This window comes from Fulvivirga marina (assembly GCF_016775155.1).
GTDB lineage: Bacteria > Bacteroidota > Bacteroidia > Cytophagales > Cyclobacteriaceae > Fulvivirga > Fulvivirga marina.
On sequence record NZ_JAEUGD010000058.1, the window covers coordinates 193170 to 217393 of the forward strand.

A 24224-nucleotide genomic window follows, 5' to 3' on the forward strand; every position below is an offset into this window, starting at 1 on the left:
GATGGAAGTAGGCTACTTTTTAACTATTTTTTTAATAATTGAAAATTTATCAGAAACAACCTGTATATAATACACTCCACTTGGAAACTCATGTAAATCTAACACTTTATGCACCTGATTAGAGTCGTTGGTATTTCTTAATAAAATATGCCCTAATTCATTCCGTACAGTTATACTTGATATTGTGATACTGCTGTCATTATTGATAACAAGTCTGTTAACTACAGGGTTAGGACTAATAGATAACTCATAATTTTCGTTACTAATACCATTCACAACATTATTTGTAAATATCTTTACTGTACCAACATTATTCTGTCCTCCGTAATAATCATAACCATTTACCAAAAGTATTTCCTCTGTAGCTGAAATAGCCCCAACAAACCAGCCCGGTTCCGAATCCTCAGATTTTAATTCCTGCATGTAAGTTACTCCTGTCTCATTTAATTGATACAGTAACACACTCCCATTAGCCCCAACAAAAACATTATCCCCTTGCAATGCCAAACCATACCCTAGATAAAATGAGCTCCTGCCCTTAACAGTAACTTTATTATTCAACTGCCAACCCTCTCCAGTTCTTATGTAGGTATAGAAAGCTCCAGCATTCTCTCCTTCTTGACTGTCTCTTGATGCACTGACAATAGCATAGCTATCATTTATTTCTACTCCACCCCTACCAAACCAATCATTATTTACGCCTGAATCCAATTGACCGTCCAACTCCCATTTTCCATCAATCAGTTGGTATATAAAGACAGGAGTATATCCTGTATTACTGGAGCTACCGCCTATTATTAAAAAGTCTTCATATATCTTTAAAGCATACCCAAAACGTAAACTCTCAACTGGGGATAGTATCTTCGCAACAAAGCCCCAGTTACTATCCTCCATTTGAAATATATAAACTTCACCACTTTCCATTCCTCCACCACCAATAGCCCCTATTACTGCGTAATTACCAAAAATACTAACCGAAGAGCCGAACTGAGGTAAGGTAAGATGATTATCTGGATTAAATTTATTGATTTGCTCCCAGCAATCTCCATTTTTCTTAAAGAAATAGACAGCTCCTTTACCATCGCCATGTTGGTTTGCGCCAATTATAATATAATCGCCAAAAATTGCCACATCTGTACCGAATTGATCTTTGGAATTAATATCATCGGAGATCAATTCACATTGCTTACCCCAGGCTCCATCAACACGTTCATATACATAAACCAACCCGGCGTCCTCTCCATATGTATCATCATGCATCGCCCCTACAACAATGATATTTTGGTAAACGTCTATTGAATAACCATACGAATCTTCATAGGGATTTTCTGAACTAAGCTTCTCAGACAAACTCCAGTTTTGGCCAAAAATTATCGGTACATTAAAAATGAATATGCAAAAAATAAGTATTAACTTTTTTATAGCCATTAGCATTTAGCGTAAATATCCTATAAACTAGCTAGGATCAATTTGCAATATTAATCACTTTTTATTTCAAAGGCCAATTAAGCATAACAAACCGCAATACACCTAGATTGGGAATTGTGTAATTTAATAAAGAAAGTAATTGAGGCATATGCATACTCTAACCCATCACAACATCCCCATCCATTGGAATCACAACATCTATATTATTTGCAACAGCAGCAGCCTTTAACGTTTCTCTAGTTGTTTTACAATGATCTAAAGCCTCCATATGAACCGCAATAACAGTAGCATCAGGAACAGCTTTGGCCACTTTTATGGTCTCTTCTTCATTCATTAAAATCCTGACTTGTCCCATGAATACCGCACCACCAGAATTGGTAATGACGATGTCTGGCTTGATCGTTTTGAGGTTATTTTCAATCTCAGCATCCCAAATACAGTCACCTATAATATAAACTATTGGATAACCTCCGGCCTGAAGGACAAAGCCCGCCACCTCTCCAAGGAGGTTCAACTGTTCTTCCGGGCCATGCTTCCCTCCTGTTCTTGTAATGGTTATATCACCCAATTCCCCCTTATCCTCTATGACTTGAACATTTCGAAAACCCGCCTCTTGAACTTTGCCCGCATCTACAGGCGGTGCATAAAAAGGTAAGCTTTTATCTAATATCTCAACAGCGGCAATATCAAAATGATCAGGGTGTGTATGGGTAAGCAAAATGGCGTCAAGATCTGCAACAACCTCCTCTACCGTTATAGGCAAATCAACCGTTGGGTTCAGGTTTTTGCCGGGCTCGACGAATGATCTGAAGCTATGCTTTGCTCCCAGTGCCGGGTCTACCAAAAGCGTTTTGCCCGCATACTTAATTTTTAAGGTTGCATTTCTGATAAGCTGAATTTCTATCTTTTCCATATCTGTCTGTTTTGGTTTTGCATGCCTATCCAAATCGGAGCATAACATGTAAAACAATGATTAAATAGTAACTCGCGTTTGATCAAATTGCTTACGCAAAGGTTCTATTTAGCAGACTCCTAAAAGCTACCAGTCACTGGTTATTACATACCATTTTGATAACCTTCTCTAAATTCAATTGGGGTAACTCCTTCCCGGCTTTTAAACAGACGAGATAAATGGTTGGGTTCTGAAAAGTTCAGCTCAGCGGCAATTTGAGCAATGGTAAGTTGGGTGTAGATCAGTTTCATCTTTACCTCAAACAGAAGCCGGGACTTGATAAAATCGGAAGCGGTTACATTAAATTGAGCTTTGACCAGTTTATTGAGTGTAATCCTACTGACCCCCATCAATGCTGTATAGTCTTCTATTCTTTGCTTAGAGCAGATATTCTCTTCCACGAGTTTTCTAAACTCATAAGCCACATTATCCTGATTAATAGCGGTTTCTACATTGTATTTTTCAGCATATGCACGATTCAAACTTATAAGCATATAATAGACTAATGAACGTATGAGATGAGCGCTATCACTTTTTGGACAAACCAGCTCTTCTTTGATCTTTAAAAGCTGCTCCAGGTATGCCTTCCTTTCAGCCTCATCAACGGCTATATGAAGAGGATACTGTGTTTGATAAAAATAAAGTAAGCGATAACTAAAATATTTATCAGCAAAGAACTCATTCAAAAAATCTTCCTGAAACACCAATACATGTGCCCTAAAGCTACTCCCCTTATCTATTTTCCACTGATACTGCTGGAATTGGGAAATGAATATAATGGAGTTGTCTGAGACATTAATTTCACTTTGGTTTAATTGTAACCTGCCACTCGCCTCCTTGATAAAGATAATTTGAAAGAAATCAGTGGACTGCACTTCACTAAATAACCCGCTGCTTTTATCGTTGTTGAACTCAAGCACATTGAGAAGAAAATCTACCCCGCATATGGTCTTATTGAATTTTATATGCTTCATGAGGTTTTAAAATTAGCTTATTTGCTCGTCATCCTGAAATTTTCTGTTTTGAGTATGGCATATTGCTGCTGAGCTTTATGGAGATATTCAGGTGGGACATTATTGTTAACGTCCCAATCCACCATGCTGAATTATTTGACGGCCATATTTCAATTGATCCCCAATTCAGTAAGATAATTTGAGTTTTAAAAGAAGCATGTCGAGTATTAGAAAACAAAAGTCAGAACAGAGTAGCCCTTTAATGGCGGGACATGATGCTATCGCACTCAAAATGAAAGTGATAAAGCCATGAATATTATGAGCTATTATTGAAAATTGAAGAGACAGAGCATACTCGACAAAAATTAAATAAAATGATAGAATCGACCGAATAACGATGAAATTATGATCAAAATCATTACGAATAAAGTAATCGGTCATCAACTACTTTAATAGCATGTTGTACCTTTATAATATCAAGTAAATGATAAAAGGCTTACTGGAAACAGTATGATTAAACATGAGCCTGATCATGAAATTCTTTCTCGTCTACGGATTAGGAAGTTGGGATTGTTAAGACAGTGTTTGATTAGATTCTGAAAGTTACGACTGGATGATGAAGCCATAATAACAATAGCTTGACGTTTAATATACTTTACGAAGTATTTAAATGAGCGGGAAGTTTATCTATCAAAAGGTAAGTTTCCCGCTTTTTGTTTTTATTCAACAAAAAGCATTTGGGCCACAAAAATTGGTCAGGCTGAGAAAACTGAAGATACCCCTGGCATCCAATACAAATTCCTACCCTTTCTCTTTACTTAAAACCTTCATTTACAGGAAGAATTTGACAAAGGCATAAACCAGGTACATAACTGTTAAGCCTATCCCTTCCCAATGTTGTAACCCCCTTTCTCTAGTAAAAAAATAAATAACTGTACCTGTAAGCACAAACAAATAGGGCATATCAAACCACAATACCGGACCCTCCACTTTTATATCTGAGATAAGCGAAGCAATACCAATTGGCACAAGCAGATCAAAAATATTGCTACCTACTATATTCCCAATAGATAGCCCTGATTTATTGTTTGCTATTGCATTAATAGAAATTGCCAGTTCTGGTAAACTTGTACCCAGCCCTACTATCACTGCACCTATAAATGATTGTTGAATACTCCAAATTTGAGCGATAGCCAAAGCATGGTCTATCGTAAACTCAGAACTAAATGCAACTATTGCCAACCCCAGGACCAATAATATGATTTGCACCGGAAACCTGGCCCAAATTGTTCCTCTTTTAGGGGCGGGTGGTTTAGGTGGGATTTCAGCCTTAATTTCACTTGCTTTGGCATGCTTTTCTCCCTGCCACAAGGTGAAAAAATAAATAAGAAAGGCTATGATGAGTAAGGCTCCATCATTCCAGGTCACAATATGATCAAAGGCCACTAAAGAGAGTAATACAATTGACCCCAGGAGTTCTATCGCCAGGTGCTGCAATTGTTTTTTGTCTATAGAAAGCAAGCTATATATTGCCACCACACCAATTACCACACTGATTTGACACACTGAGCTGCCTATTGCATTGCCAACAATAATACGTGAGGTCTGTTCTCCATGAAGGTTGTGGATGCTGCCATCAATAGCTACAATCAACTCAGGCAAGTCAGTACCAAATGCCAAAATCGTAAGTCCAATAAATAACTCCGATACATGAAATTCCTCTGCTATCAGTGCAGCATTTTTAATAGTAATTTGAGTTCCTCCCCAAAGCCCAAAAATCCCAACCAAAAGAAGGATGAAATCATCCATAGCATAATTTTGTTCATACGACTATATCATCCGGAACAGGAGGCTTAAACGTTCGTTTGCCTAAGATTTTCTCTATATCTTCTTTGTATAAGATCTCCTTCTTTATAAGCTGCCTGGCAAGTTGTTCAAGTTGCTCCTTATGATCTGACAATAGCTTCCTGGTGTTTTCATAAGCCTCATCCACTATTTCCTGTACTTCCTGGTCTATTTTCTCTGCTGTTTTTTCGCTATATGGCTTATGCAAAGCATTTTCAGACTGACCTGTAGAATCATAATAACTAATGTTCCTAATCTTATCACTTAGTCCATAGATAGTGACCATAGCATAAGCCTGCCTGGTCACTTTTTCAAGATCATCCACCGCATTTGAAGACACTTCATCAAAGAATATACTTTCAGATACGCGCCCTCCCAAAGCTCCACAAATAGCATCAAAAAACTCAGATCGGGTAATGATCTGGCGCTCTTCAGGCAGGTACCAGGCCGCCCCTAACGATTTACCCCGGGGTATTATTGATACTTTCAAAACGGGGTAAGCATGTTCTAAAAACCAACTGGCTGTAACATGGCCTGCCTCATGAAAGGCTATGCGCTCTTTCTCTGCAGGAGTAATAATTTTACTTCTCTTTTCCAGACCTCCTATTACTCTGTCTATGGCGTCCATAAAATCAACACTTTCTACCTCTTCTTTTTCTCTTCTTGCGGCTATTAATGCCGCCTCATTGCATATATTGGCGATGTCAGCACCAGAAAACCCGGGTGTTTGCGCTGCCAAAAGTTCATTATCCACTTCTTTATTCAACTTCAAAGGCATCATATGTACAGCAAATATGGCTGCCCGCTCTTTAAGGCCGGGCAGTTCTAAATGAATATGCCTGTCAAACCTACCCGGACGAAGAAGCGCCGGATCAAGAACATCACCCCGGTTAGTAGCGGCCAATACGATCACACCAGTATCTGAATCAAAGCCATCGAGTTCGGCCAGCAATTGGTTGAGGGTATTCTCTCTTTCATCATTAGCCTGAAAGGCTCCGGCTTTTCCACGATTTCTCCCCACAGTATCAATTTCATCAATAAAGATGATGCAAGGGGCTTTGGCTTTGGCTTTCTCAAACAAATCACGCATGCGCGCTGCTCCAACGCCCACAAACATCTCAACGAATTCAGATCCTGACAAGGAAAAAAAAGGCACACCAGCCTCTCCGGCCACTGCCTTGGCAAGCAAGGTTTTACCTGTGCCTGGAGGGCCAACCAATAAAATCCCTTTAGGGATTTTAGCTCCTAGTTTACTGTATTTCTGAGGGGCTTTTAAAAACTTAACGAGTTCATAAATCTCCTCTTTAGCTTCTTCAAGACCCGCTACATCATCGAAAGTTGTTTTTCTTACTGCATCCGTATCGATCTCTTTTTTAGCTATTTGACCAAAATTAAATACCGAACGTCCCATATTCTTCATTCCTGAAGAAGCTCCACGAAGTAAGAATACTGAAAATAGAATGATCAACCCAAAAGGTATTAACCATCCTAAGATATTGGGTAGCCACTCCGTTTCTTCTTTGTATATTACCGTAAGGTGGTCAGCTTTAGGTTTTCCTTCCTGGGCAGTTTCCATATCTTGGTGAAAAACCTCTACTGAACCTATGTTGAAATAATAGTGAGGTCCATTCAACAGTTTTTTACCCATAAAATTTTTTGCTGCATCGTTGTACTCTACCTTATCCAGACTTTCTGACTTTATATATACCTGGACCTTACGTTCGTTAATCACCTCTACCCTACTTACATCTCCACTAAGTAGCATCTGCTGCTCAAAGCGCTTCCAGGTTATAACTTTTTCACTGCCACCATTGTAAAGTAAAAGAATGGCCATCACCATGAAGAATAAGACATACACCCACCTAGAGAGGCCCGTTGGGAGTTTTCGTTGATTGAGTTTTTTTTGATTTTTCCTAGCCATGACTATAGAGGCTTACAGCAATACCTCGTAAAAGGTAGGTCACAAATAACTATTAATAAATGACTTGCATCAATAACCCATTTGATTCAAATCATTGCTATTTTCAAAGTAATCCAAAAATTATAAGTGCACCCGAAGTAGACTATATCAAACATCCGTAAAAGTCCCTGGAGCTTGACTGAGTATTGCCTAATCAAAGTACCTCAACATGATAAAATTTGTCTATGACAAAGATTTTTGCCTCTGACGATCAAGGTCATTTCTGAAAAGCCATACTTCCACTATTTTTCTTTAGAATATTGATCGCTTTCGATGCTATACTATATCATGCGATGTAGGAGTATAGATTTTGGGCATGGGTTTAATTTTAATGCGAAATGATTTCCGCAGAATGTTAGAACCCAAAGCCATTGATAGATTTAGTCCTGAGGCTTTCGGATCGTTTTATCAAAAACAACGACTCCACTTATTCTTTTGAAAACAGTTTCTCGATGATAACCTCATTATTTGGAGACAATGTTTATCGTTACAAGAGAATTCCTGAGGATGTATATCTCCGAACTAAAACCAAGGCCTGGATGGGTAAAACCTAGGTTTAAATAAACTTATTTCGGGCTCATTTAATGACAAAATTCAAGAAACCTCGTAGCCATGACCACCATTACAAAGCAAGAGGTAAGGAAACTTGCAGAAATTCATGCTAACCATTGCATTTCCATTTACTTACCTACATACGAATCAGGTGAAGCAGTACTAAAAAAAGAAAATCAACTACAGTTAAAGAACCAGCTTAAAGATGTGAAAAACAAACTTATAGATCTACGTATCAATGAGGCTGCAGTTACTAAATTAGTTCAACCTATCGAATCACTTTTAGAGGATGTAACCTTCTGGAAATATCAATCTGAGGGATTGGCTCTATTCCTCTCGAATGACCATTTCTATAAGTACACTTTACCACTAAATTTTACTCCTTTCAACTATGTGTCTCACGAATTTTATCTTGAGCCACTATTGCCTATGTTTATCGACGACCACAAGTTCTTCATTCTCGCTCTGGAACTTCAGCGGGTCAAGTTATACGAGGGAAACCTATATGGTATTACCGAAGTGGCGGTTGATGAATATATTCCATCGCACTTGGAGGAAGTTGTAGGGTCTGATTATGAGCAAAAAAGCTTCCAGTTAAAAAGTCAAAAACAAGGAGTGGCCACTTTTCATGGTCATGGAGAAGGTAAGGAAGATTTTAAAGATGAAATGAATCGTTTTTTCAGAGCTATCAATAAAGGCCTCATGAAAAAGCTTAATAATGAAAGTGCGCCCTTGCTGGTCGCATGCCTTGACTATATGTTTCCCATATATAAAAAAGTAAATCAATATCCTCATTTGATGCCACAACCTATCTCATGTCACCCTTCCGACCTTAATGACCTTGATCTAAATAAAGCGGCCCTGAAAATTATGGAGCCCTACTTCAATAAAACAAGGGATAGTAAACTGGCTCTTTTCAAGCAATATGAAGATACTGTCCGGACATCCAGCAACATTAAAGACATCGTACGCGCTTCACTGGATGGTAAAATTGATACCCTGTTCGTTGAAAAAGACGTAAACATCTGGGGCGTATATGACCCTGATAAAACTAGTGTAAAGATCGAAACCGAGAAATTAACACATAATGTATCTTTAAACAACCTGGCTGCAGTTCAGGTATTTTTACAAGGAGGTAATGTTTATCTCATGGACAAAGATGAGCTACAGTCGACCACTTGCGCCTTATATCGATATTAAATGAAGTCAACATTGCCTAAAAGCAAAAAAGAGGAAACCACTTTCAAGTTGAGTGAAACTCTTGCCCCATCGGTTTTCAACTCTTCCTGATCAGGGTATTAATCATTCTCTTGATTGTTTTTCATCAATATCATATTCAGTCCGGTACATTTTAACTTAAATATCAACCAACAAAAGTTGAGAGGAGATGATAATGTAAAAATAATTATATGAGCATTTACATATTTTTAAGTATTTGTTTCCTGTTGATATTTCTGCTTGCCCCTTTGGTTGAAAAGGCCAGAGTGCCCTGGATCTTTGCAGCATTACTTGTTGGCATCGCCCTGGCAATATACGACCCTAATCCAACTGTAAAAACCAATCCGGCTTTCCTTATGCTTTCTGAGCTAGGCATGTATTTTCTTCTCTTTATTATAGGTTTGGAAATTGACCTGAGTGAAGTCAAAAAACTTGGTAAGCTTATCTTTAAAACTACTTTCGTTACTATAACTCTTGCCACGCTATTTGGCAGCACATTCATCCACTTTACCTTTGGTACACCTTGGTTGCCTTCCATATTGGTAGCTATGTCTTTCGGTACAGTGGGTGAAGCCATACTTGTACCCATACTAGATGAGTTCAATGTTATTCACACACAGCTAGGACAAACGATCATAGGTGTGGCAACGCTTGACGATATTGTTGAGTTGGTGGCCCTAATTTGGTTAAGTGTATTGTTAGGTATAGAAGGTGATATTCACACGAGCATTGGACAGGAGGTGATTGCTTTTGTTTTACTCATTGTTTTAACAATAGTGTTATTTGCAATCAAAAGATTCATCCCTAAAATCAAAATACCTGACTATCCGGGTATCATCCTTTGTTTTATGCTAATTCTTTTCTTCACCTACGTTGGCATAGGTGAACTGGCAGGCATGGAAGCTCTGGCTGCCATTCTTGCAGGTGTTAGTATCAAACATTTTGTTACTCCTGAACAACTTGAACTTCTAAAAACACATACCAAGTTACTCACTTATGGTTTTTTAGCCCCTATATTTTTTCTCCAGATTGGCATGGAAATAAATATTCACTACCTGATCACCAACTTCTGGCTAGTTATTCTGATTACCCTCATCTCAAAATTGGCCAAATTATTGGGTAGTTGGTGGTCTGCCAGAAAAGAATTAGGTGTTAAGAAGTCCTTACTCATGGGTATAGCACTTTCTGTTCGTTTCAGCACAAGCATAGTCATCATTACAGTGCTTTACCAAAACCACCTAATAGGAGACTATCTGTTTTCTATTCTGATTGCCTCTAGTATATTATTTAAGTTCATCGTGCCTCCGCTGTTTGCTAACCTGCTGGCAAAATGGAATGTAGCTCTCAAACCCGAATAATATGGAACAGCACTTAGACACTATTGAACCCAAGACAGTATCAAACGGGCTAACTACTAAAGAAGCCAGAAAAAGGTTGCTCCAAACAGGCCGCAATGAATTACTCCGTACCGCCAGAGTCAACCCGTTAAAGATATTGTTATCACAATTCACGTCTCCTCTTATACTAGTACTGATCGCTGCAGCCTTTATCTCACTGGCTGTTGGTTTCTTTCCCGGGCAAGACTCCAATACTGTAGATGCCTTATTAATACTTATTATCGTATTTCTATCAGGTGTTTTTGGGTTCATCCAGGATTATGAAGCAGAAAAAACAATTGAGGCTTTGCAAAAAATGGCAGTGCCTAAAGCTCGTGTAATCCGAGATGGAAAAGAAACAGAGATTCTATCAGCTGAAGTTGTACCAGGTGATTTGCTACTACTTGAACCGGGTGACATGGTAACGGCCGACTGCCAACTATTGGAAACTTTTCACCTCCAAGTTGATGAATCTGTACTTACCGGAGAATCGATAGCCATACATAAACAAATAGAAGATGCTGTATTTGCCAATACTTATGTAACTGAGGGTAATGCGAAAGCACTGGTAGAAAAAACAGGTATGGCTACGCGTATTGGAAAGGTAGCTTCCAAACTTCAGGAAATGGAGGAGAAAAAGTCTTCTTTTCAAAGAGAACTGGGAAGGCTCGGTAAAAACATGTCCATGCTCACCCTGATAATAGGCATCGCTATTGCCGTTATAGGCTTTTTTAAATTCGGTTTTTACAATGCCTTACTCACGGCCATCTCACTTGCGGTAGCTGCCATCCCTGAAGGGCTACCGGCTGTTGTAGTACTGGCTCTAGCTGTTGGTGCAAGAGCCATGGTCAGAAAAAACGCACTGATTAGAAAGCTGTCCATTGTAGAATCAGTTGGCGCTGCTAATGTGATCTGTACAGACAAAACAGGTACGCTAACTCAAAATGAAATGACCGTGGTCAAACTGTATTATGATGGCAAGCAACTGTCCATAACAGCAGATATGGAAGAGTTACCTTCAGGCTCCCCTACCCTCAAACACCTCCTTAAATGCGGTATTTTATGCAATAATTCATCAATGAATGTAAATGAGGATGGGGAAAGGCAATATTTTGGAGAGCAAACAGAAATAGCGCTGCGCAAAGTCAGTGAGAAATACCTGGCCAAAGAGCATGCAAGGAATTTCAAAAAGGTCAACGAAATCTCCTTTAGCTCTGAGCGGAAAATGATGTCAGTGGTTATGGTGGATGAAACCGAACATTATATCGCTTTTACAAAGGGTGCTCCTGAAGTGCTTCTGCAGAAATGTGATCGCATTGCAGTAAATGGTGAGGTACTGGATCTCACAAAGGAACTGAAACAGGAATTGATGGATGAAAATGCTCGAATGGCTAAAGATGCGTTACGCGTACTGGGCTTCGCTTATAAGCCCACAAAAGATATTACGGATGGGGTTGAAGAAAATTTAATATGGATAGGGTTACAAGGTATGATAGACCCGCCAAGAGAAGAGGTAAAACAGGCGTTATTCGAATGTAAAACTGCAGGCATACGAGTGGTTATGATCACAGGTGACAACCCCATGACCGCAGGTGCCATAGCCAGGCAGGTAGGATTAGACAGTGCTGGAGAAATAGACGGCGCTCATCTAGATAAAATGAAGGATGAAGAGATTGAAGCAAAACTAAATCAAAACATAAACATTTTTGCACGAACCAATCCATTCCATAAACTACGGATACTGGAAGCGTTAGAAAAAAACAACAATGTAGCCATGACCGGTGATGGTGTGAATGATGCCTTGGCCATAAAAAAAGCTAGTGTGGGCATTTCTATGGGCAAGAAGGGAACAGAGGTAGCTAAACAGGCTAGTGATATTGTGTTACTGGATGATAATTTCAGCACCATTAAGGAAGCTATAAAAGAAGGACGTACTATTTTCAACAACATCAGAAAGTTCATCAACTATTTACTTACCTGCAACTTTGCAGAAGTCGCTGTCATCTTCCTCTCTACCATTTTCTTTTCACTTGAAGATCCTATCTTATTTCCCGTGCAACTACTCTGGGTCAATCTGTTGACTGATGGATTGGTGGCCTTGGCCCTTGGCGTAGATCCTCCTGCCAGTAATATAATGAAACTGAACCCCAGGAAAAGGAATGAACCTATTATAAACAAGCAATTGGGTTGGCTAATAGGAGCTATAGGCATCAAGAAAACAGCTATTTTGCTGCTTACATTTTTCATCGTAATGCAATACGATGTTGAAAAAGCCAGAACGGCACTTTTTACCGGATTTATATTGTATGAATTTGTACGTATTGGTTCAATCCGCTATATGGAAAAGCTCACCTGGTTTTCTAATAAATGGTTGCTGTTTTCATTATTTGGTTCTTTACTACTACAACTATTAATCATCTATACACCTCTCAATCAGTTCTTTTATGTAGAGCCGCTAATGTGGCAGGAGTGGGGAATATTACTGGGGGGTTGTATTGTTGGATTTGTGTTTGCGCTACCCATTACCAGAATAATCGTAAAATGGATACCTGATTAAAAAATTTATCATGAGAAATATGACAGCTATTATCTGATGAGGGGGTCTCTCACACTGATAAAGGTACCATCGGCCCTGAAAGCACCTCAGCCTATCATTGAGGCTGTTTTTCAAGTTCTTACACTCAAATAGTTCATAAGGTCATCCAACGTACTGATCTTACCATAGTCCTCCTCCGGGGTTTCAATCCCTAGTTTCTCATCAAGAGCAACAATGAAGCTCAGGTAATCAAAGGAATCAATATCAAGCGCCTCCCTAATGTTTTCATCTGGCCGTAGTTTTTCAGGTTCTGCATCGGGGGCAATGCTTTTTAGCAATTGAAAAAGTAATTTCTTCAAGTCTTCTTTAGTCATGGCTGTCATAGTACTTCAGGGTTTAATAATTGCTGTCTTAATGCCTTAAGAAAACGGTCTCCTGTATGCCCATCAGTTGCCCTATGATCAGCAGCCAGCGTTATAGACAAGACAGGTCGAATTCCTAACATGTCATTTTCCACCCAAGGCTCATTTTTTATGGAGCCCAAACCTATCAGTGCTACCTGAGGGGGATAGATCACACCATAAACCCGGTCTGCGCCACCTTCTCCCAAGGATGTGATGGAGACAGTACCATCGCTGATCTCGGAACTTCTCAGTTTGAAACTTCTCGCCCGTGGTATCAGGTTATTTAATGTTTCCATAATCTCTTCTATACTTTTCCGGTCTGCCTGACGGACCGCAGGGACAACTATACCTCCGGTTCTAAGCGAAATAACCAGCCCCGGGTTGATCTCTGGTTTCTTCACCAAACCATTTTCCCAAGTAGCATTCAGGTCCGGTACTTGTTGTAAAGCTTTAGCTACAGCTTTAATGAGTAGAGCGATCGGTAAAATACGTTCCTTTACCTGGCGCTGTTTATTCCTTTCTGCCAGCCAATCCAGTGATTTACTCATATCCACTTTTATTTCGAGATAATAATGCGGTATTTCCCTATTGGATTTAGTCATGGCTGCCGCAATGGCTTCTCTGAAATTAGTCGTAGTCCCCGGCTTCTCTTCTGTAGATTTTGGCTGTTCTTCTTCTTGAGAAATAGCCTTTTCAATATCTTCTTTTACTATGGCTCCCTTTTCGCCACTTCCCTTAATCACAGTATAATCAACATGGTTTTCTTCGGCCATCTTCCTGGCCAATGGTGAAATCTTGATCCTGTGATGCTCAACAACAGGGGAAACTACATGGGGAACGGGTTCCCTTCTTGTTTCATGCATCTTTTCAGGTTTTTCATGAACCACAGCCTCCTCTCGCTCTTCTCCACCCACAGGATTAATAAGCGCCATAACCGTTCCAACAGGTACTTTTTCATCTTCTTTAATAAGAAGCTTTTCCACAACCCCTTCATCAAAGCATTCTACTTCTATAATACCTTTTTGTGTTTCCACATCGGCTATGATATCGCCATGTTCTATATAATCTCCTGGTTCAATGTGCCACTCTCGCAATGTACCGGCTTCCATATCAGCTCCCAGGCTGGGCATTGTAAACTCAATCATTTTCCTACCATTTTTTTGACCTTATCAACTATATCTTCAGTTTGGGGTATGGAAGCATCCTCGAGGTGTTTGGGGTAAGGTATAGGTACTTCTGCACCACATAACCTCTCCACTGGAGCATCAAGTTCGTAAAAAGCATGCTCCATAATCAAAGCTGTAACCTCGGCAGCAACACCTACAGATTTCCATGCTTCTTCTATGATCAGAACACGGTGGGTCTTGGTTACTGTAGCCCGGATAGCATCAATATCAAGTGGCCTTAAAACTCTTAAGTCCAGTACTTCCGTATCTATACCTACTCCCATCAATTTTTCAGCAGCTTCTAAAGCTTTGTAGACCCCGGCGCCATAAGTGATTATCGAAAGGTTTTTACCTCCTCTTCTGACTTTGGCTTTTTTGATATCACGGACTATCTGGTCTTCATGGATTTCACTTTCATGGTTGAGCATAGCGGTATACTCAAAAATCACAACAGGGTCAAGTTCTTGCAGAGCCATTCCCAACATATACCTGGCGTCTTCGTGTGTGCCTACTGATAATACTTTCAACCCGGCAATGTGTGCAAAAATTGGTTCCCAACTATGCGAGTGCTGTGCAGCAAGCTGGCGGCCAATACCACAACTTATGCGAATCACAACCGGCACGTTCAGTTGACCGCCAGACATATGCAATAAGGTGGCCGCATTGTTGACAACCTGGTCAAGTGCCAGAAGGCTAAAGTTGACTGTCATGACCTCCACAACAGGTCGCATGCCACCCAGCGCTGCTCCTATGCCTGCACCTACAAAACCCGACTCTGATAACGGCACATCCATGATCCTATCAGCACCAAACTCTTCCAAAAGCCCTTTACTTACTGCGAAAGCCCCTCCGTATCTTCCTACATCTTCTCCCATGAGAAAAACCTTATCGTTCTTCCTCATGGCCTCCTCAAGACCTTGTCTCAAGGCATCGCGATAGGTGATTTTTTCTATGGTTTGTTGTTCATGCATTTTTATCCTCCTGAAAAACGCCAAATTTATTACCCTCAGTATCTAAACACACAGCAAGGTATCCGTAGGTAGCAATCGGCTGCTTGGCCTGAATAATTTTACCTCCTAATTCCGATACTTTAGCCAGTGTTTTATCTATAGAATCTACTCCGATGAAATTAGTGATCCCTGTTTGTTGCTCACTTTCCCTTTTGGTAATTCCACCCCCCAGGCTCGGCTTGCCTTTCAGGTCATTGGTCTCAATTTCACAGTACTCTACAAATCCAGGAATCTCTGTGAACTTCCAGTCAAATAATTCTTTATAGAATGTCCGAGCTCTGTTTAGATCATCAGCCGGTATATCAAAGTGAACTAGTGTTGCCATATTTAGTATAATTTATCATCCAAACCATTTAAAAATGACCCTTTGCAGCTTGTCATTTACTTACTATAAACATACTTTTCCAGATCCTCAACCGGTTCCCAGGTACCTGCTTCCGCATAATCAACGGCTTCATCGATCTCTTTTTCTATCTCTTTATCCATGGTTTTTATTTGCTTTTCAGTGATCAGCCCTTGCTTTAACAGTTGATCGGTAAAAGTCTGAATGGGGTCTCTCTTTTTCCATTCTTTTACCTCTTCTTTGGTGCGATATAATTCTGCATCAAACATAGAATGAGCGCGATAACGGTAGGTATTACAAACCAGGAAATAAGGTTTACCTGTTTTTCTTATATATTTAACAGCCTTACGGGCAGCTTTTTCAACCGCTAACACATTCATCCCATCCACTGCAGTTGCCTCTATTCCATATCCAACGCCTTTTTTTTCAAGATTTTGTTCGTGGTGGGTATATTGAAGAGCTGTGCCCATAGCATATCTATTATTTTCACACACAAAAAGTACTGGCACTTCAAACAGAGTGGCAAGGTTTAGCGATTCATGAAATTCTCCTTCAGCTGCTGCTCCCTCTCCAAAGAAACAGGCAGTGATATCACCTTTTTCCTGTTTTTTATCAGCCAAAGCCATACCCACCGCCAATGGAAGATGACCTGCAACAATGGCATTACCACCGAAGAATTTCTTGGATTTGTCAAACAGATGCATTGATCCTCCCCTTCCCAGGCTGCAACCTTCCTGTTTCCCATACATCTCGGCCATGATCTTTCGGGCGCTGATCCCTCGTACCAGTGCGTGACCATGTTCTCGATAGGTACACAAGACATTATCATCCTGAGTCAACGATTGCATAACTCCAACGGCCACAGCTTCTTCTCCAACGTAAAGGTGTAAGAATCCCCTGATCTTCATTTTAGAGTACATTTCAGCGGCCTTATCTTCCAAGGCCCTGATGCTTTTCATCTGCCTGAGTAGCTCCATTCCATGATTATGATCAACTTGTCCTCTTTGTTTTGATTCAATTACAGGTGTCTCTTTCATGGTTGTTGATTTAGATTGAATTAACTCATAATTTCCCTATGAATAAATGACATATATCTAAAGAAATCGTGACATTCATTATGACAGATCTGTCACTTGAGCCTACACTATAACCTTAAGGAATTGAAGAAAGTGGCTTTAAGAATGAAGGTGTTTTCCATTCCCCTTCATCTCTCTGAGAAGAAGAGAGATGAAGGGAGAGTGACACTGCCCCTCTTCAAAATACTTTGAAATAATCACTTCAGGTGATATAATTACTCCAACGTTGAAGTATCACCCTCGGGCACTCCCATCTCTCTGGCTTTCAAAAGCCTTCTCATAATTTTACCACTACGAGTTTTTGGCAAACTTTCCGTAAACTCAATCTCTTTGGGTGCTATGGCCGGACCTAATTTCTTACGGGCATGCCCTAAAATATCCTGGCGCAATTCATCATTTGCTTCAAAGCCAATCTTCAATACCACAAAAGCTTTTACCAGCTCTCTGATCATAGAGTCTGGCTTACCAATCACTGCCGACTCAGCCACTGCGGGATGCTCCATCAAGCAGCTTTCCACCTCAAAAGGTCCTACCATATGCCCTGATGTTTTGATAATATCATCTGCACGACCAACAAACCAGAAATAGCCATCCTCATCTTGTTTGGCCAAATCACCTGAGATGTACCAGTCTCCATGGAAGCTTTTATTGTATCGCTCTTCTTGATGAAGATATGACCTGAACATAGATGGCCAACCTCTTTTAAGAACCAAATGCCCTTGTTTACCGGGTTCATCAATAATTGTGAATTTATTATCAATGATCTCTGCAATAGCTGCCTTAATGCCAGGAAGAGGCTTGCCCATAGATCCAGGCTTCACTTCCATCGATCTGTAGTTGGCAATTATTATACCTCCTGTTTCGGTTTGCCACCAGTTATCTAAAACAGGCACTCCAAAGGCCTTCTCACCCCATGTTACTGCCTCGGGATTCAATGGTTCCCCAACACTTAGTATAAGCCTTAAATGTTCTAAATCGTATTTATCGACAGGCATAAAATTAGCCCGCATCAACCTGCGAATAGCAGTAGGTGCAGTATACCATACATTTACTTTTTGATCCTGCAATAGGGTATACCAGCGAGTGACATCAAACTCTTCTTCATCTACTATATTGGTAACTCCATTGACCAATGGTGCAATAATTCCATATGAAGTACCTGTTACCCATCCCGGGTCAGCGGTACACCAGAAAATATCACCGGGTTGAAAATCAAGCACATATTTACCAGTAACATAATGCATCAATACCGCTTCGTGTACATGCAATGCCCCTTTGGGCATACCTGTAGTACCGCTGGTAAAGTGCAATAATGCGGGCGTCTCAGGTTCGGTAAACGGTATTTCAAACACATCAGGCACATCAGCCAAATGTTTACTAAGGGACAATATATGATCTGAAGGGTCTTCTTCAATATCTGTCAGTAATATGTATTTCAACTCCGGCAAATCATTTAGCAATGTTTTTACTTTCTTATCAAACAAAGCCTTTGTGGTTACAAGAACACGTACATTACCACTTTTCAGTCGTTGCAAAATAGGCTCGGGACCAAAAACAGAAAACAGCGGGCAAAAAACAGCCGTATATTTCAAAGTGCCCAGTGCTGCAATATAGAGCGCTGGAACCCGGCCAATGAGAGAATATACAGTTTCTCCCTTTTTGACACCTAGTTTCTGTAAAAGATTAGCAAACGAAGCTGTTAGAGATTTGAGCTCCCCATAAGAATAATCCCGGATTGTGCCCTCCTTTTGTATCCATCGCAAAGCCGTGTGATTTTCAAGCGGCCCCTCACAATGCTTATCGATCGCTTCATAAGCTATATTAAGCCCATGTTTTTTAACATGTGGGTCCAGTTGTCGAAGTTCTTCTTCCCAGAAGAATTCTTTACGCAGCCTTTCGTAGTCCGCAAGGTTGGGTCTACTTAATGTTTTGTTTCTCAGATCAGGCATAACTACCTTTTTTAGATTGAATATTACAATCGTCCGATTAAAAACAATGTAACCTCATCGTTTGAACTCATGACAGATTGTTCAATAATAGTTGTCATGCTAAGGCAAGCTATCAGGAGCACGTTTACGCTAACCTGAACTCCCCTGCATGCCAAATGCATAGTAATAGATAGTAGGATCTCCCGGGTATATGCCTTCGAGCATTATACCTCCCTGCTGCGACCCTACAGCGCTGATAAAATCATCCACCGATTTTATAGGAATATTGTTGACTGAAGTTATAATAAAACCTTCTTTAATATCTGTATACTCAGACAATTTACCAGCATATAGCCTGGTTACAATAACACCATTTTTTATACTATACTTTTGCTTATCTTCATTACTTATTTCCTGCAACTCAACACCTAGTTCCTTTAATAATGCCTTACCCGCCCCCGCAGCGATTGTTTTTTCTTTCGGGCTTTCCAATGTAGCGTACAGCTTTAATTCCTTACCATTGCGTATAAGGGTAATTTTTACTTTTTCTCCTGGTTTTTTCCTGGCTATTATTTCCTGCAACTCAGGAGAGCTGTCAGTTGCCATATCGTCTATTGCAATGATCACATCTTTCTTCCGAATCCCGGCTTTTTGAGCTGCTTCGCCTTCCAGAACATTATTTACATAGACTCCGGTAGTTCGCTTAATGTTTAATTCATCTGATAATTCACTATTGAGATCACTGATAATTACGCCAAGCACGGCACGCTGGACTTTTCCAAAATTCATTAGGTCATCAACAACTTTTTTTACAATATCAGAAGGAATAGCAAAAGCATAGCCTGCATAGACACCGGTAGGAGTGGCAATCGCGGTATTGATCCCTATTAGCTTTCCATCCAGCGACACTAATGCCCCACCACTATTACCAGGGTTAACCGCTGCATCAGTCTGAATAAATGACTCAATAGCGTTCTGATCCTGTAAAATATTGATATTACGGGCTTTCGCACTTACGATTCCTGCGGTTACCGTTGAGGCCAAATTAAAAGGGTTGCCAACGGCCAGCACCCACTGACCTACCTCTACACTATCGCTATTACCAAACGTAATATATGAAAGTTCATTGGCATCAATCCTGACCAGCGCAAGATCAGTTTGCGAATCGGTACCTATTACCTTTCCTTTATAAGAATGTCGGTCATACAAGGTAACTTCAATTTCATCAGCACCCTCGATCACATGATTGTTTGTTACAATATAACCGTCACTGGAAAGAATTACTCCTGATCCTGCTGTCTGCCTCGGCACCACCTTGTATTTCCTCTCGGGAAATTGAAAATCAAATTGCTTGAAAAAAGGGTCATTACGAAGCAGATCTCTTAAAGGGTCTGGAATCCCATAGAAGTTTTTTCCATTTTCCTGACCATCAACTGTATATGTGCTCCTAATATGTACAACCCCTGGAGTTGCCACTCTGGCTGCGTGCCTGAAATCTACAGTCCCGGTATATGAGATATTGGATGCAGTTACTCCATACTTACTTTGCAAGGTGCCAATATCTCTTTTTGTATTTTCTCTTTCCTGTGCCTGGCAAGCGATCAGCAAAAGTGATGATACCACAAGCAATGAGATAGGCTTAAGGTTCATTTTTAGCTTATTTTAAATGTTTTTTAAACCAAATTGCCGAAGTGTGTGCCACTTCTTCCAGCGCACCACGCTCCTCAAACAAGTGAGTCGCCCCGGGAATAATCTTGAGTTCTTTCTCGCATTTCAGTTTTTTATAGGCCAATTGATTGAGCTTGATCACTTCAATATCATTGCCCCCTACAATAAGCAACACTGGAGCCTTCACAAATTCGAGTACAGGCAAAGAAAGATCCGGCCTACCTCCTCTTGACACAACTGCTTTGATCTCCTTACCCAGTTCTGTCGCCGCAGCATTAAGAGCTGAAGCCGCACCAGTGCTGGCACCAAAGTAGCCAATGTTTAAATGCTTGGTTTCTTGCTGAGACATTACCCAATGGGTAACCGAGATCAACCTGTTGGTAAGTAAACCTATGTTAAACCTGTTATCATAAACAGCGTCTTCCTGCTCAGTGAGCAAGTCAAACAACAAAGTAGCCACATTGCTTTCCCTTATTGTATCTGCCACCTTGTTGTTTCGAGGACTAAACCTGCTACTTCCGCTGCCATGCGAGAAAATAACCAACCCCGTAGCTCCCTTAGGAATAATTAACTCACCAGACAACGTAACATTTTTTATAGGGATTTGTACTTCTCTTTTAAAGTTTTCAGTGATTGTAGCTTTCATAGTCTTCAGTGTTATTTCATAATTTATAAAATCCCCTCCTTGCTTATCAACGATATGTATTACCTCACCACATGATCTTTATTTCCATAATCACCTCCCTGATAAATCACAAAATCTCCTTTACCTAGGGGCTGTTCAGGGATATCCTTTTCAAATTTCAAAGCCAGTTTATCTTTCCGGTTTTCAATACGAAATAGCGTCCACATAGCATAATCCAATCTCATAAACTCGATAGCCCTTGAGGAAGATAGTACTGCTCTGATTCTCTTATAGTAATACTTACGTAGCTTTGCCAGTTCAACGTCAATTTCAAGAAGCTCAGTGTAGAGCCTCATTTTGTGTGATTCCTTCAGCTCTCCTCCATATTCAGATTGTAGCTCTATTATCTGAAGATATTCTATTTCCAAATCTTCAATTGCCTGCTGATAATCACTATACACAGGCCAGAAAGCCATCCGTTCTGATTCTGTCAGATGCATATGTAAGAGTATTATCTTGCGTTGTTCTTCCTGCCAAAGCATATAAGAGGTTCTTGCAGACACTGCATATTCCTGTGCCCTGCCTGTAAGAAATGTTAACATAAGACTACACGCAAAGGCGGACATCTTAATTTTTTTCATAACCAACAGTTTATAAGAATCAATTTACTTCCTATACACAAGCCCATGAATGACAACCGTTATCAAATGCCAAGACTTTCCTTGGCGGTGTCAATTACCTGAATACAGGTTCTCAGGCATATACAGACCTCTGCTATCGCAACAGGCACACTCTACGATACTCATTGAGAATAATTTATGATAGGGTATAAAAGTAAGAAGGCGGATTGAACATCCGCCTTCCGATAACATAGTTTAGTGCTTTTTGCGGCAGTTATTCTATATTACCTGCACAACCAAAACCTTAACAGTTAAGATGCTGAATAATTTCAGCTATTGAATAGGTAGTTTCATGCATTTTGAAACACTTATATCTACCATCCTCCCATACTCAACCAATAAGACTTTGACTATGTTTCAGTTATAAAGGTACTTCATATCCTTTCCGATTGTCATGATGGAGATCACGGATTACCGAGAGTTTTATCATACTTTGATAAAACAGCAATGAATTACCGTTAATTGCGAAAGGGTAACATTTACGACAGCACGAAAGGTCTCCACCCAATGGTGGCTCCAATTTTAGTAATTGTAAATTGATAAGCTATACAACACTCAAATTTCCTTTTGAAGTGAGCTTTACAATATCATGCCATGGTTTGGTATTGAGAATATTATCAGCCGTACACCAGGCACGCCTGGCAACACCTACACCTAATGACATAAAATAAAAATCATTGTACTTATGACTATCAGTGCTAATTACCAGGTTCACTCCTGCTTCTCTGGCCTCATTGGCCCACTCATCTTTCAGGTCCAGCCTCTCAGGTTGCCCATTGATCTCAAGAGCTGTACCTGTACCAACCGCTGCCTCTATCAATGCGGCAATATCAACAGGGTATGCCTCCCGCTTGCCAATAAGTCGTCCGGTAGGATGCCCAATGCAGTTCACATATGAATTTTCACAAGCTTTGATCAATCGGTCTGTGTTATTTCGGCTAAAACCTGAATGGATGGAAGCCACTACCCAATCGAGTTGCGATAGAATTTCATCGGAAAGATCAAGCGCCCCATCAGCCAGAATGTCTACTTCAGCACCTGCTTTTAAAAAGTCTCTTCCCTGTTTCTGATTGATGACCTTCACTTCTTCAATCTGCTTCAAAAATTCCTGATCTTTCATGCCTCTTGCTACCCTGGACGATTTGGTGTGATCAGTGATGGCTATGTAATCATATGAAAAATTCTTTTCCACAAAGTCGACTATTTCTTCCATGGTCTGCAATCCATCAGACCAGTCCGAATGCATTTGCAGGTCTCCTCTAATATCCTTTATTTCTACTAGCTTAGGAATTGCTCTTTTCAATGCCAGCTCAATTTCACCTTTATCTTCTCTCATCTCCGGGGGAATATATTGCATGCCCAAGTGCTTATAAAGTTGCTCTTCGGTTTTTCCTGCTAGACGCTTATGATTACGGGCCGTGAAAATTCCATATTCACTGATCTTGTAGCCCTTGTCCCTTGCTAATCGACGCAGGTGAATATTATGATCCTTCGAGCCTGTAAAGTATTGAAATGCTGCTCCCCATTCTGATTCATCTACCATCCGAAGGTCTGCCTGCCTACCATTTTCTTGCATAAGGATACTCACACGCGTATCTCCCTTGGCAAGCACCCTCTGTGCCAATTTTGGACTAGTAAATACCTTTACCACTTTTTTGCGGTCCTTTAATTTTACCGCAGCAAGAATGTCCAGATCGCCTATGGTTTCTTTTCTCCTACGCAGGCTACCTGCAAGTTCCGCACGTTTCACCTCTTTTAATGTTTTTAATGGTGCGAGGAGCTTCTCTCCAGCCTCTAATGCATCCCTTAGGAGCATTCTTTCTTCAAGCTGCTTGTGCAACTTCAGGCCACGCAGCATGTTTTCCACCTTTCTTGGACCAAACCCCTTAAGCTTGGTAATGCGACCGTCTTTTAATGCTTTTACGACATCCTCTTTCGATTCTACATGTAAATCCTCATACAGTCGCTTGAGCGACTTTGGTCCAAAACCACGGACATCGACCAATTCAATCAACCCATGTGGAACAATTTTTTTAAGGTTTTCAAACCTCGAAATTGAACCGGTACTATAAAATTCTCTGATATCTTTTTCGAGACTCTTTCCTACCCCCGGGATTTCCTTGACCGTACCTTCCTTCAGATATAAGGAAATATCATCAGGTAAACTCTTGATAGCCTGAGAAGCTTTCATATATGCAATAGCCTTAAAGAGATTTTCTCCTCCAAGATAACGGTACATCGATCCGAGATCCTGCAGAATAGTGGCTAGTCGTTTATTCTGATCAGTCATAATTTTAGTCTTTAAAATACTACAGGCTGGTCGCCAAAAATGAATAAGTCCAATTAAATATCAAACCTTAGTACCATCAACGATACCTATCATAGGCGGAGCAAATAATCCTCATTAAAACACCTGCCCCAATAATTGTTTAGCGGTCTCTTATGGAGGTTTCTTATATTGATGAGCTGATCAGAAGAAATGATAAACTTCATCAGAGGGTACG

18 protein-coding genes are annotated in these 24224 nt (G+C 40.3%); 3 read left to right on the plus strand and 15 right to left on the minus strand.

What is annotated here, in order from left to right:
- Positions 1–12 precede the first annotated feature (12 nt).
- From JMN32_RS17220 to ftsH, 5 genes are all read right to left on the minus strand, one after another.
- Positions 13–1350: a T9SS type A sorting domain-containing protein gene (locus JMN32_RS17220; protein WP_202857602.1), complete on the minus strand. Its 1338-nt coding sequence runs from the start codon at positions 1348–1350 to the stop codon at positions 13–15.
- Positions 1351–1585: 235 nt separating this feature from the next.
- Positions 1586–2341: an MBL fold metallo-hydrolase gene (locus JMN32_RS17225; RefSeq protein ID WP_202857603.1), complete on the minus strand. Its 756-nt coding sequence runs from the start codon at positions 2339–2341 to the stop codon at positions 1586–1588.
- A gap of 143 nt (positions 2342–2484) precedes the next feature.
- On the minus strand, positions 2485–3354 hold the full coding sequence (locus JMN32_RS17230; protein WP_202857604.1) for a helix-turn-helix domain-containing protein: 870 nt from the start codon (positions 3352–3354) through the stop codon (positions 2485–2487).
- Between the two features lie 810 nt (positions 3355–4164).
- The gene (locus JMN32_RS17235) at positions 4165–5142 is read right to left on the minus strand and encodes a calcium/sodium antiporter (RefSeq protein WP_202857605.1); all 978 of its coding nucleotides are present in this window, start codon (positions 5140–5142) and stop codon (positions 4165–4167) included.
- 13 nt (positions 5143–5155) lie between these two features.
- Entirely contained in the window at positions 5156–7099 is a 1944-nt protein-coding gene (ftsH, locus tag JMN32_RS17240; RefSeq protein ID WP_202857606.1) for an ATP-dependent zinc metalloprotease FtsH, read from the minus strand.
- Positions 7100–7750: 651 nt separating this feature from the next.
- On the opposite strand from ftsH, the gene JMN32_RS17245 reads away from it, so the two are divergent.
- The 3 genes from JMN32_RS17245 (at position 7751) to JMN32_RS17255 (ending at position 12841) form a co-directional block, all read left to right on the plus strand.
- Positions 7751–8890 carry a baeRF7 domain-containing protein gene (locus tag JMN32_RS17245; RefSeq protein ID WP_202857607.1) on the plus strand — a complete coding sequence of 380 codons (1140 nt, stop codon included), beginning with the start codon at positions 7751–7753 and terminating at the stop codon, positions 8888–8890.
- A gap of 209 nt (positions 8891–9099) precedes the next feature.
- Positions 9100–10266, plus strand: a complete 1167-nt coding sequence (locus JMN32_RS17250) for a cation:proton antiporter (protein ID WP_202857608.1) — start codon at positions 9100–9102, stop codon at positions 10264–10266.
- Position 10267: 1 nt separating this feature from the next.
- Positions 10268–12841, plus strand: a complete 2574-nt coding sequence (locus JMN32_RS17255; RefSeq protein ID WP_202857609.1) for a calcium-translocating P-type ATPase, PMCA-type — start codon at positions 10268–10270, stop codon at positions 12839–12841.
- 110 nt (positions 12842–12951) lie between these two features.
- On the opposite strand, the gene JMN32_RS17260 is transcribed toward JMN32_RS17255, so the two are convergent.
- The 10 genes from JMN32_RS17260 to polX all read right to left on the minus strand — a co-directional run bounded on the left by JMN32_RS17260 (position 12952) and on the right by polX (position 24010).
- Entirely contained in the window at positions 12952–13203 is a 252-nt protein-coding gene (locus JMN32_RS17260) for an acyl carrier protein (protein WP_238354521.1), read from the minus strand.
- On the minus strand, positions 13200–14369 hold the full coding sequence (locus tag JMN32_RS17265; RefSeq protein WP_202857610.1) for a dihydrolipoamide acetyltransferase family protein: 1170 nt from the start codon (positions 14367–14369) through the stop codon (positions 13200–13202). Before JMN32_RS17265 ends, JMN32_RS17260 begins: the two co-directional genes overlap by 4 nt.
- A complete protein-coding gene (locus JMN32_RS17270; protein ID WP_202857611.1) occupies positions 14366–15361 on the minus strand; it encodes an alpha-ketoacid dehydrogenase subunit beta in 996 nt (331 codons plus the stop codon). The genes JMN32_RS17265 and JMN32_RS17270 overlap by 4 nt, the downstream gene beginning before the upstream one ends.
- Positions 15354–15725, minus strand: coding sequence for a VOC family protein (locus JMN32_RS17275; RefSeq protein ID WP_202857612.1), 372 nt, complete (start codon positions 15723–15725; stop codon positions 15354–15356). Before JMN32_RS17275 ends, JMN32_RS17270 begins: the two co-directional genes overlap by 8 nt.
- A gap of 56 nt (positions 15726–15781) precedes the next feature.
- Complete coding sequence (gene pdhA / locus JMN32_RS17280; RefSeq protein WP_238354522.1) at positions 15782–16780, minus strand: pyruvate dehydrogenase (acetyl-transferring) E1 component subunit alpha; 999 nt, start codon at positions 16778–16780, stop codon at positions 15782–15784.
- A gap of 254 nt (positions 16781–17034) precedes the next feature.
- Complete coding sequence (gene acsA / locus JMN32_RS17285; RefSeq protein WP_202857613.1) at positions 17035–18768, minus strand: acetate--CoA ligase; 1734 nt, start codon at positions 18766–18768, stop codon at positions 17035–17037.
- Positions 18769–18897: 129 nt separating this feature from the next.
- Entirely contained in the window at positions 18898–20397 is a 1500-nt protein-coding gene (locus tag JMN32_RS17290) for a Do family serine endopeptidase (RefSeq protein ID WP_202857614.1), read from the minus strand.
- Positions 20398–20404: 7 nt separating this feature from the next.
- Positions 20405–21061, minus strand: a complete 657-nt coding sequence (locus JMN32_RS17295) for a dienelactone hydrolase family protein (protein ID WP_202857615.1) — start codon at positions 21059–21061, stop codon at positions 20405–20407.
- Between the two features lie 59 nt (positions 21062–21120).
- Positions 21121–21681, minus strand: a complete 561-nt coding sequence (locus JMN32_RS17300) for a hypothetical protein (RefSeq protein ID WP_202857616.1) — start codon at positions 21679–21681, stop codon at positions 21121–21123.
- Positions 21682–22264: 583 nt separating this feature from the next.
- Positions 22265–24010 (minus strand): DNA polymerase/3'-5' exonuclease PolX, encoded by a 1746-nt coding sequence (gene polX, locus JMN32_RS17305; protein ID WP_202857617.1) that lies wholly within the window; start codon positions 24008–24010, stop codon positions 22265–22267.
- Positions 24011–24224: the final 214 nt, after the last annotated feature.

Bases quoted from the DNA above. Each gene is read 5' to 3' on its own strand.
- JMN32_RS17235 (WP_202857605.1), bottom strand. From the start codon at position 5,142: ATGGATGATTTCATCCTTCTTTTGGTTGGGATTTTTGGGCTTTGGGGA.
- JMN32_RS17225 (WP_202857603.1), bottom strand. From the start codon at position 2,341: ATGGAAAAGATAGAAATTCAGCTTATCAGAAATGCAACCTTAAAAATT.
- JMN32_RS17265 (WP_202857610.1), bottom strand. From the start codon at position 14,369: ATGATTGAGTTTACAATGCCCAGCCTGGGAGCTGATATGGAAGCCGGT.
- JMN32_RS17230 (WP_202857604.1), bottom strand. From the start codon at position 3,354: ATGAAGCATATAAAATTCAATAAGACCATATGCGGGGTAGATTTTCTT.
- JMN32_RS17295 (WP_202857615.1), bottom strand. From the start codon at position 21,061: ATGAAAGCTACAATCACTGAAAACTTTAAAAGAGAAGTACAAATCCCT.
- JMN32_RS17290 (WP_202857614.1), bottom strand. From the start codon at position 20,397: ATGAACCTTAAGCCTATCTCATTGCTTGTGGTATCATCACTTTTGCTG.
- JMN32_RS17300 (WP_202857616.1), bottom strand. From the start codon at position 21,681: ATGAAAAAAATTAAGATGTCCGCCTTTGCGTGTAGTCTTATGTTAACA.
- JMN32_RS17250 (WP_202857608.1), top strand. From the start codon at position 9,100: ATGAGCATTTACATATTTTTAAGTATTTGTTTCCTGTTGATATTTCTG.
- JMN32_RS17275 (WP_202857612.1), bottom strand. From the start codon at position 15,725: ATGGCAACACTAGTTCACTTTGATATACCGGCTGATGATCTAAACAGA.
- JMN32_RS17270 (WP_202857611.1), bottom strand. From the start codon at position 15,361: ATGCATGAACAACAAACCATAGAAAAAATCACCTATCGCGATGCCTTG.
- acsA (WP_202857613.1), bottom strand. From the start codon at position 18,768: ATGCCTGATCTGAGAAACAAAACATTAAGTAGACCCAACCTTGCGGAC.
- JMN32_RS17255 (WP_202857609.1), top strand. From the start codon at position 10,268: ATGGAACAGCACTTAGACACTATTGAACCCAAGACAGTATCAAACGGG.
- JMN32_RS17245 (WP_202857607.1), top strand. From the start codon at position 7,751: ATGACCACCATTACAAAGCAAGAGGTAAGGAAACTTGCAGAAATTCAT.
- JMN32_RS17260 (WP_238354521.1), bottom strand. From the start codon at position 13,203: ATGACAGCCATGACTAAAGAAGACTTGAAGAAATTACTTTTTCAATTG.
- pdhA (WP_238354522.1), bottom strand. From the start codon at position 16,780: ATGAAAGAGACACCTGTAATTGAATCAAAACAAAGAGGACAAGTTGAT.
- ftsH (WP_202857606.1), bottom strand. From the start codon at position 7,099: ATGGCTAGGAAAAATCAAAAAAAACTCAATCAACGAAAACTCCCAACG.
- polX (WP_202857617.1), bottom strand. From the start codon at position 24,010: ATGACTGATCAGAATAAACGACTAGCCACTATTCTGCAGGATCTCGGA.